This window comes from Clostridium celatum DSM 1785 (assembly GCF_000320405.1).
GTDB classification, from domain to species: Bacteria; Bacillota; Clostridia; order Clostridiales; family Clostridiaceae; genus Clostridium; species Clostridium celatum.
In genome coordinates this window covers 1-934 of the sequence record NZ_KB291698.1, presented here as the reverse complement: position 1 = coordinate 934, position 934 = coordinate 1, and the positions used below count along the sequence as shown (strand labels likewise).

Annotated in this window: 1 protein-coding gene; it reads right to left on the bottom strand. The window is 25.3% G+C overall.

Annotated elements, in window-relative coordinates; genetic code table 11:
* Positions 1-724: 724 nt before the first annotated feature.
* Positions 725-934, bottom strand: a 210-nt coding sequence (locus HMPREF0216_RS13990; protein ID WP_005215534.1) for an LPXTG cell wall anchor domain-containing protein, incomplete at its 5' end; no start/stop codon positions are given.

The window sequence follows — 934 nt, the reverse complement described above, 5'->3', positions numbered from 1 at the left end:
TCTACAATAGCTTTAGCTTGTACATTTGAATCGTTTGCATAAGCAGTAGTAACATTTCCCAATATAAGTGAAGTAGAAACTAGTGCTGCTAATAGTATTGCTGTAATTTTCTTTTTTTCCATAAATAAATCAATCCTTTCTTTAATAACACTTAATATAGGTGCAAATATACCCCTTAAAAAGTAAATATATTGCTAAAAAAGACAATAAATATATAAATTTACTGCAAGAATATTATATAAACGGTTACATGAAAAATCAAGGGTTATTTTCAAAAAAAATATAAAAATTAACCAATATTTATAGAAAAAAATGGATTAAATTAAAGTGAAAGTAAATAAACTTTATTAAATATAAGATATGTTTATGTGTATTAAGATAAATAAATATTATTTTGGGGTATATTAAATAAAAATGGTGAAAAGATGGTGATGAGATAAGAAATAAAATTAGTATATAGGAAGAAATGTAAAGTGAAGGTGTAATTAATATTTAATTAGTTATATATAAACAATGTGGATATTAGCAAATTAGTAGCCATATTTGGAGTAAATCCAACAAATGCAACAATAAATTGAGAAGTTTATAGATTATCATGATTAGAATTGTATAACATATTTTCAAATTTATATTAGAAATAAATAGGAAAAAGACATGGATAATAAATCCATGTCTTTTCATAAGTTTATTTATTTTAATTTTTAGGTTTAGTATAAAAATTAGCTTATTTTTTCTTTCTTGATATTAATGCACCGGCAGCTGCTACTAATGTACCAAAGATCCCTACAGCTGCAGCAGGAGTACCACCTGTGTTAGGTAACTTACCACTGTTTGGTTTAGTTGTTGTGTTTCCAGAGTTACTATTTCCAGAGTTGTTATTTCCAGAATTATTATTTCCAGCATTGTTTGAATCATCTTCAGTTTCTGAGTTGTC